Annotated in this window: 9 protein-coding genes; all 9 read right to left on the bottom strand. The window is 42.3% G+C overall.

The window, feature by feature from the left end:
• The coding region (locus tag BUB56_RS11810) for a rhodanese-like domain-containing protein (protein WP_190014449.1) at positions 1–222 on the bottom strand (222 nt) is incomplete at its 3' end.
• A 205-nt stretch (positions 223–427) separates the two neighbouring features.
• Positions 428–595, bottom strand: a complete 168-nt coding sequence (locus BUB56_RS11805) for a CxxH/CxxC protein (RefSeq protein ID WP_110941523.1) — start codon at positions 593–595, stop codon at positions 428–430.
• 61 nt (positions 596–656) lie between these two features.
• A complete protein-coding gene (gene htrA / locus BUB56_RS11800) occupies positions 657–1,889 on the bottom strand; it encodes a serine protease HtrA (RefSeq protein WP_242946318.1) in 1,233 nt (410 codons plus the stop codon).
• A gap of 22 nt (positions 1,890–1,911) precedes the next feature.
• Positions 1,912–2,718: an MBL fold metallo-hydrolase gene (locus BUB56_RS11795; protein ID WP_110941522.1), complete on the bottom strand. Its 807-nt coding sequence runs from the start codon at positions 2,716–2,718 to the stop codon at positions 1,912–1,914.
• Positions 2,719–2,827: 109 nt separating this feature from the next.
• Complete coding sequence (locus BUB56_RS11790) at positions 2,828–4,081, bottom strand: UDP-N-acetylglucosamine 1-carboxyvinyltransferase (protein ID WP_110941521.1); 1,254 nt, start codon at positions 4,079–4,081, stop codon at positions 2,828–2,830.
• Between the two features lie 228 nt (positions 4,082–4,309).
• Complete coding sequence (gene yycI, locus BUB56_RS11785; RefSeq protein WP_110941520.1) at positions 4,310–5,146, bottom strand: two-component system regulatory protein YycI; 837 nt, start codon at positions 5,144–5,146, stop codon at positions 4,310–4,312.
• 17 nt (positions 5,147–5,163) lie between these two features.
• A complete protein-coding gene (gene yycH / locus BUB56_RS11780) occupies positions 5,164–6,615 on the bottom strand; it encodes a two-component system activity regulator YycH (protein WP_190014447.1) in 1,452 nt (483 codons plus the stop codon).
• Positions 6,616–6,638: 23 nt separating this feature from the next.
• Entirely contained in the window at positions 6,639–7,139 is a 501-nt protein-coding gene (locus BUB56_RS11775) for a hypothetical protein (RefSeq protein WP_110941518.1), read from the bottom strand.
• Positions 7,140–7,236: 97 nt separating this feature from the next.
• On the bottom strand, positions 7,237–9,042 hold the full coding sequence (locus tag BUB56_RS11770) for a sensor histidine kinase (protein ID WP_110941517.1): 1,806 nt from the start codon (positions 9,040–9,042) through the stop codon (positions 7,237–7,239).
• Position 9,043 lies beyond the last annotated feature (1 nt).

Raw genomic sequence — 9,043 nt, 5'->3', positions numbered from 1 at the left:
AAAAGCTTTGCTGGATAGACCAATATAGCAGCATACAATGATTTCTTGCTCTTTTGGAAGACTGTACGCCTCCTGAGGCATCTCAAATCCAAAGGGTATGTTTATAGCTCCCGGTATATGATGTTCTTCATAAAAAGCCGGCTGTCTTGTATCTACGATGATCATCTCATCTTTTTGATATATTCTATTTTCCAGTTCCTGCACTGATAAATTTCCTAACATGCTATCTCCTCCGTCATAATAAAAAAGCATCTTCGATGCTTTCGCTAGGAAACCCTAGGTTTCCTTCGACGGCTGCGCGGCAGCCTGAGCACCTTCCTGAATGCGGGCAGGGGATTTCATCCCCTACAACCCCTATTTTTATATAATAGGAAAGCAGAACTTTCCTATTATATAAAAAATTGACGAGGACCTCTCCCCGTCAACATTATACCACTAAATACTTTGGAGGGTGCCCACAAAAATCACAGGTATGGGGACTGGTCCACTCCGTAAAAGTGACCTTATCCAATTCATAAAGATCCGGTGGCTGCTCATACACCTCTATAAACTCATCAATGGCATCAGGCAGATGCTCCGTACACACTACATACATCCTGTTCACTCCAAGTCACTTTTTCTTTATTCTTCCGTGGATTCTCTAGGCTTATACATGCCTATTGGCTTCTGGGTGCCGCCTCTAGGACCACCTCGAGGGTTAAGGCTTCCCCAGCCCGGATAACTTCGATCCTTATGCTGTCTCCCGGCCTGTATTGATACATCTGCCGGACCAGCTGACCCATGGTATCTATTCTTTGACCTGCTATTTTAACGATCACGTCACCGTCCCGCATCCCTGCTTTTGCAACAGGGGAGTCTGGTGTTACTTGATGGACATACACACCTTGTCTTGTCCCCAGTTGGTCTCCATAGCTTTGAATATACTGCTGTACGTTGATCCCACGGATTCCAAGGTATACTTTAGTAAACTCTCCCCGCTCAATAAACTCATCCACGATCGGTCTTGCGGTATTGATGGGAATAGCAAATCCTAAGCCTTCACCGGTTTGGATCTTCGCTGTATTGATTCCGATGACAGCTCCCTGTGCGTTCAGCAGCGGACCTCCACTGTTGCCGGGGTTAATGGATGCATCCGTTTGGATCAATCCTTCAATGCTTTCAAATTGGGTCAATGGAATGCTTCGTTCCAGGCCGCTGATTATCCCTGCCGTAACTGTCCTCTCAAAGGTCAGACCTAAAGGGTTTCCAATGGCAACGGCAATCTCTCCTACCGTCAGCTTGTCTGAATCCCCCAGATCGGCTACTGGTAAATTCTGCGCCGCTACTTTTAGTACCGCCAAATCCAGCATTGGGTCATTCCATAGCACCTCTGCCTTTAGGTTCTCTCCGTCATAGAAGAGTACCATAACCTCTTCAGAACGTCCGTCATTGACTACATGTGAATTGGTCAGAATATAGCCTCTGCTGTCTACGATGACCCCTGTTCCTACCCCTTGCCCTCGCCTGGTTCTAGAGAAGATATCCCTCTCTACCGTTACAGTTGTGATCCCTACCACCGAAGGCAGCGCCTTTTTTGCTACTGCAGGGATCACCGTCAAATCTTCCTCTCGGGTCACGATCTCTATCCGCTGTGGGCTGCCTCCTGCTCCAGGGGCTTGCGGATAAGGAATATACTTTCCGTAAAGATAGTTCGGTGCTAAGTAAGCGCCTACCACACTGCCGATGATCGCTGAAATCAATGCCACCAAAATCATGAAAAAATAGGGGGGTCGTTTTTGCTTATAATAATAGGTGGGGTTCGGTTGATTAATATAGTAGCCGGAGGATCGTTGCTCCTCTATTCTTCTTTCAATATCCCTTTGAGGGTGATCTTGGTTGTTAAAATCCACAAGGATCCCTTCTTTCCACGAGTTATTTATAAATACTATATACCCTGCTTACCCGATCTCTATAGGTTAAATCAATATTTATATCCAATCCAATTTTAATCTTTCGAGCCTCCAGGATTGTCTTAACCGTCTCAAAGGCAAGCTCAGGGAAATTATTCTCCTTGCTAAGATGCCCCAACAATACATTGGTAATGCGCCCTTTTCTTTCTAATAAATCTGCAATCACATGACCGGCAGTCTCATTGGATAAATGGCCATAGTCCCCCAAGATTCTCTGTTTTAAAAACCATGGATATTTTCCCATCTTTAGCATATTGATATCATGGTTTGACTCCAGCATCAATAAATCTGCATCCATGAGTTCTTCCATAATCCTTCCGTCTACATGGCCAAGGTCCGTTGCGATACTGACCTTGGCTCCCCCGTGATGAAAAGAAAATGCCACAGGTTCAGATGCATCATGGGCTATGGGATAGCTTTTGATGGTGATATCCCCGATGGCAAAGGTTTCTCCCGTTGTAAAGGTTTTCTTATTTTCCTCCTTGATGGGCCCGATTTTTCCGCTCATCTCTTCCCAGGTATTATTGTTGGCATATATAGGCAAATTAAACCGTCTGGAAAGAATTCCGATACCCCTTATATGGTCACTGTGTTCATGGCTTACCAATATGCCCAGTATTTTTTCTGCTTGTTCTCCGATGGATTCCATACTTTCTACGATCCGTTTTCCTGCTAGCCCTACATCTAATAATATTCGTGCTTCTTCACTGGCAATGAACTGACAGTTTCCACTGCTGCCACTGGCCAAGGAGCAAAATCTTAGTCCCATAATATCCTCCATATCCTTTGCAAAATATCCTATCAAGCTCTCTATATCATTATACCCGATTGTTCCATAAGTGAAAAGACAGGCCTGTCAACCCATGCCTGCCTTAATCTTATACTCGCTGTATTTTTGCTCCCAAACTGAGCAGCTTGTTTTCTATACTGTCATATCCTCTATCGATATATTGCACGTTTTCTACTTCCGTTACACCGTCAGCCATCAGGCCTGCTACCACCAAAGCAGCCCCTGCCCGTAAATCCGTGGCAGATACCGTAGCACCAGATAGTCTGTCGATTCCTTCAATAACAGCTACACGGCCTTCTACCTTGATCTTCGCACCCATCCGCTTCAGTTCATCTACGTGCTTAAAACGCCCTTCATAAATGGTTTCCGCCACGATGCTGGTACCATTGGCAACGGTTAACAATGCCGACATGGGCTGCTGCAAATCCGTAGGAAAGCCAGGATATACCAAAGTTTTAATATTACACGCCTTTAGCTGGCCTTTACTGACAACTCTTAAGGATTCGCCGTTTTCTTCTATTTCCATGCCCATCTCTCTTAATTTCGCAGTGATGGGATCTAAATGCTTAGGAATTACATTATCAATAATCACGTCTCCACCGGTAGCTGCAGCCATGATCATAAAGGTTCCTGCCTCTATTTGATCAGGGATAACGCCGTAAGTACACCCGTGCATTTTTTCCACTCCATGGATCTTAATGACATCGGTACCTGCGCCCCGAATGTCTGCACCCATGGAATTCAAAAAATTCGCTACGTCAACCACATGGGGCTCCTTCGCTGCATTGTCAATGATCGTGGTACCTTTGGCCATACATGCCGCCAGCATGATATTGATGGTCGCCCCCACACTGACTACATCTAAGTAAATTTCCGCACCTATCAATTCCTCTGCTTCTGCGTGGATAATGCCATGCTCAATGGCTACCTTTGCCCCTAAGGCCTCAAAGCCCTTGATATGCTGGTCAATGGGTCTTGTCCCAATATCACAGCCTCCCGGAAAAGCAACCTGTGCCTTTTTGAACCTGCCTAAAGCAGCCCCTAATAAATAGTAGGAGGCTCTTAGCTTCTTTGCCATTTCATAAGTAGCATGGCAGCTGGAAACCGATGCTGTGTCTACCTCCATAATCTTCTTTTCGCTGTCAAAGGACACCGTTGACCCTAATTCTTGCAATATCTCCCCTAGTACATGTACATCCCGGATATTTGGTAAATTTTCTATTATACACTTGTCCCCCGCTAAGATGGATGCAGGGATAATGGCTACTGCTGCGTTCTTAAATCCACTAATGCTTATTTTACCTGTCAGTTTATGGCCACCTTCGATCAATAATTTTCCCATGTATTCTTTCCAACCCTTCCAACAGATGAATATTTATCTTCATAAAATAAACTTATTTTCACTATTTTTCCATCTACATCTTTTTCCAATTATATAGTTTTCCAGTCTTTCACCATTATATCATCATTGATACGGTTTGATAAGTAGCTATTGTTTGGAAATCTTTTCATTTTCGCAAAAAAAGAGCAAAAAAATCACAAATTGGTGCTTTTGCTCTCACTTATCCTTCTAATAGCTTTCATAGGCGTCGATAAAAATGGTCTCTCCATCCTCCAGGGTCATCCTCCAAGCAGGCAATGCCCTGCCGGATTTAATGTTTTCCCAATTGGTTAAGCTGATTTTAGAGGGGTCAAACAGATATCCCAAACTGATTTCAGTAATAATGGTTTCCTGCTCTCGGTCCCCCAATACATTTAAAGCTTTTAGCAGAGCTTTTGTAGCAGGCATAATTTCATTCTTATGCTCTCCCAGATGAAGCGGCTTTAACCACATTCTTTCAAATTCTGTTACTCCGGCCTGGGTGATAATCAACCGCATATAGCTCTTTTCCAGAAAATATCCCTTATATTTCTGCTTGAAGATGACTTCGTACTGTTCCCCCACTGAAAAAGTATTCCAGTATTCTACATCCTGCCCCATATACCCCAGATCTTTAATAAAGCTCTCCGCTTCCTCCCGGGCCCTACTTTCATTGAGGTCCTTGATGCGGACCTCTCTGCTGTTATTTTTATAGATAATGATTTTATTTTTCGTAACCTCTACATGTTCTTCACTGTTTGTGTCTGATATGATTCCTTCTTGTCCAAAACGCTGGGCCACCTTTTCCTCATTGTAAGTTTCATACTCCACGTCCAGTACGGGCATCTGCAGTAAAATTCTTGGAATTTCCGCTTCTACCTTGATATTTTTTTCTTGAAGAATGCTGACTACGTCTTCGATGTTTCGATCCTTCAATACAGACAAAGCATTGTTTTGATACAAATTACTCTGAATATTAAAAATCAGAAACAGATTTGTAATGATAAAGGCAATGATTAATATATTTTTTGCTTTTGACCAATCCATAGGATCTCCACCATCCGTTATAATTCAGACCTATTGAGTATTGTACCTTTATAGGCATCGAAATAGTATCGATGCTTTTGCAATTTAATAATCCATATAGGAACCAGGCTGTCCCGTTCTCCCATAGGCTGATCGTAGTAGCCCAACTCTACGCCGTATATAGAAGAAAGGATTTCTTTTAGTATGTCGTTCTCAGGAATCTCCTTGCCCTTTTCTCCCACATCCTCTAAGAATATACTTTTAATGTAGTCAAAGTTTTTATCCAACACCTGCTGTGGGGATAGGATGCTTCGATTATCCAGTTTCTCTAAAAAAGTTACATCTATTTTTTCCCGCTTCACATAGCGCTTATAGTAGGTTACCTGACGTCCCGTCACCTCCACCTCGATGGGCGCACGGACGACTTTGTCATAGTAATATACAGGCAATCCATTAAGCCGGTATCCAAAAAGGAATAAGTACCCTTTCCTTTTGTCCTTCTCTCTTTCTACAATAGCTTTTAGATAGGCTTCCTTAGGCCAGTCCCCATGCTCTGTAACAAATTTGACAGCTGTCCGCAGGGCTTCTGATAATTCTGCAGCCGCAGCGGCGCGTTGTGTATCGGCTTCTTCGTTATATTCCACCATCCCTGTCGCATCGATTTTTAGAGCCTTCTGTCCATAGCCGTAGATATAGATCACGGCACCATTGGTTTCTGTTATCTTACGAACAAAGTCAAAGTTTTCTCCAAAAAAGGTTCCCGCCAAGGGCTCTACCTGCCGGGCATTGGTAGTATCTACTTCCTGGATCACTTTGATCTTAGATATGTTTTCACTCAGGGCAATGGGCATGAGGGTAATGTTTTCAACACCCATAATATCCTTAACAGTAAAATAATGGTCAAAACCGTTCTGTTCGATGGTATTGATTATTTCCGACATATTTCCCATTACTTCTTTTGCTTTTACCCGATAAAACTTTTGCTCTGCAGGATTGCTTATGTAAAGGGTGGCTTCTTCTGTTACGGGAATCAACAGGCTTCTAAAGCTGGTTAGCTTTCCCTGCAGCCCCAGGTCCTTTCCCTGTACAGCAGTTTTTAAAACACCGACTGGCACATCATAATCAAAATCCATCCGGACCGACCGGAAATCATTGACGCTGTTCCAGCGTTCAACACTGATCTCTTCAACGGCAACTTCCTGCTCATAATAGGCCCTTAAGACGGATACGGCTCCTGACCAAATATCGTAAGCATCAGAAAAAAACACCGTATGATAACCACCCCCAAAGTTAATAGCAAAACTTTGGGGGCTTATTACATTCATCATAAGTGTCGTTATGTCGTAGTTTTTTATTTCGTTGTTTTCAACAGTTCTTGTAGACGGCAAGATTTCCGCCATCGGAATCCCCACCCAAAGCTGCTGAGTCAGTCCGACGCTAAGAACAAAAAGCACTGTCAACAAAAGGGTTTTAAAGCTTTCCTTGCGCATATGCATCCTCTCGCTTCAACCACCTATTTGTTAAATAGGATATCTTTCAATACGTTTGTGTTCATAATGTTATTAAGTGATTTTGTCATTTCTTCTTCTTTATTTTTCACTGTAAAATATTTCACTACGGGATCCTTTTTATTTCCATCCTTGTCCTTCACTTCAAAAACCATTTTATATTTGCCCGGAGATAAATCTTTGATTTGCTTATTATAGAACTTCAGATTTTCACCTTGATCTACTTTTTCCGGTCCAAAGATCAATGTATCCTCTAGCTTGGCTGTATCTTGCTTATAGATTTTTAGCGTCACGGATGCATTATCCAGTACCTGTACAGAAATCAAGAGACTGTCTTGAACAATCACATCTCCCTTAGGACTGATGATTTCGATCAAGCCTTGGTTTACTTCTGTATTAGATCTATATTTAAATTGGGCAAACTGCCGTTGGGCGGCATAAGCTGTAGTATTTGAAGCGCTTATGATTACCAGAACCAAAGCTCCAGTAATTGCTTTTTTGTACATATGGATTCCTCCCAGTAAATGCATTGCATTGTTATGCTATATTTTACATTATACTCTATTATTATTACAAACGTATTACATCCATTTTAAATTCCGATTACACAGCTTTTTCCTGTAACGGTAAATTAATGACAACCTCCGTGCCTTCCCCATAATTGCTTAATATTTCTATTTGTCCCTCATGAGCTTCCACAATTTGCCTTGCAATGGAAAGGCCTAGACCTGTACCTCCCAGTTCTCTGGACCTAGCTTTATCCACTCGATAAAAACGTTCAAAGAGTCTTGGCAGATCCTCCGAAGGAATGCCAATCCCATTATCCACAACCCGAATTTTCGCTCCGCTTTCATCCTGCGTTAAGTACACATTGATTTCTCCCCCGTCAGGAGTATATTTGATGGCATTGCTCATGATGTTAAGGACTACCTGTTCAATCTTGTCAATATCCATATATCCTACTATAGGAAGGCCTTCATTCATAAACTTTATTTTTTGTTGTTTATTTTTTGCAGTCATATTCAATTTTAATACACAGCTTTCCACAATTTTTACAAGATCGGCATCTTTCTTGTTCCATTTCACCTGCTTATAATCCAAGCTGGACAGCTGCAGCAAGTCTTTCACCAAACGGCTCATACGATCTGCTTCACTATTGACTACCTGTAAAAACTGTTCTGACAGTTCCCGATTGTCCAGGGCTCCGTCCAGTAAAGTTTCTGTATAGCTCTTGATACTGGTAAGGGGAGTTTTTAATTCATGGGACACATTGGCCACAAACTCTTTTCGCATATTGTCCAGCTTCTGTCTCTCAGTGATATCCTGAAGCACCATAACGATACCGGTTTTTTCACCCTTTTCATCCTTAAAGGGTGCATAGTTGACCTGATAAATAGAGTCCTGCTGCCGAATCACCTCGCTGCCTACCCAGTCCGAGCCGCTTTCATCAATATATTTCAGAGTTAACTGCTCATTAAGATGCCCGATGAGTTCATCATAGGCTTTCGTTTCCGTTTCTTCCTTTGTAAGATTCAACATTTTTAAAGCTGTTGGGTTTGCATGGACGATTAAACCCTCATTGTTTACGGCAATCAAACCATCAGCCATATAATCCAGGATCGTCTCCAACTTACTTTTTTCTCTGGAGATTTCAGATAAAGTAATTTTCAGCTTCTCCCGCAGATAGTTAAACATAGCGGCCAGCTGTCCAATCTCATCATCAGACTTTACTTCTACAATCTGGTCAAAATCTCCCCGTGCCATTTTAGCAGCCTTCACCGTTACGTCACTAATAGGCTCTGTAACGCTTCGGGCAATCAAAAAACCTAAAACTACTGTAATCACCAGAGCCAAAAGGGTCGCCTGTATCAAAATCATTCTGGACTCATCTAAGGTTTTATTGATATCCGACAGGTCTGCTCTAAAATACAAGATTCCCGTTACTTTCCCGGTGGCATTTTTAATGGGAAAAACAATGTTTTTTACACTAATGGGTCTGTCACCGCCAGTATTGATAAGCTTGTCTTTTTCAGAAATCTGACCTCTGCGGGCATCAGATAAAAGGATATGTTCAAGTACGTCTACTGCACTCTTATCAACTAAAAGCTCATTGCTGCTGGCGATGATCTGAAAATCCGGATTCACGATAAACACATCTTCTTTAAGTTTCAGTGCCTTATCCCAAGTGTCAACGTATTCCTGTATCTGGGCTTTGTTTTCATCCAAATCAGCATAACCCTCTAATTCGGGCACGAAATAGTTCCGTGCAATCTTTGTCAGGTTTTCACTGACAACTCCCAGGTGATAATCCTGGAATTGTTGAATAATAAATACCCCTACAATTACCATTGCCATAAATACCAGCAAAAAGTAAATGGTGATAAATTTCCATCGTATACTTTTAAACATC

This window comes from Geosporobacter subterraneus DSM 17957 (genome assembly GCF_900142145.1).
Lineage (GTDB): Bacteria > Bacillota > Clostridia > Peptostreptococcales > Thermotaleaceae > Geosporobacter > Geosporobacter subterraneus.
The sequence above is the reverse complement of the archived record's forward strand: the minus strand, read 5'-3'. Positions and strand labels throughout refer to the sequence as shown.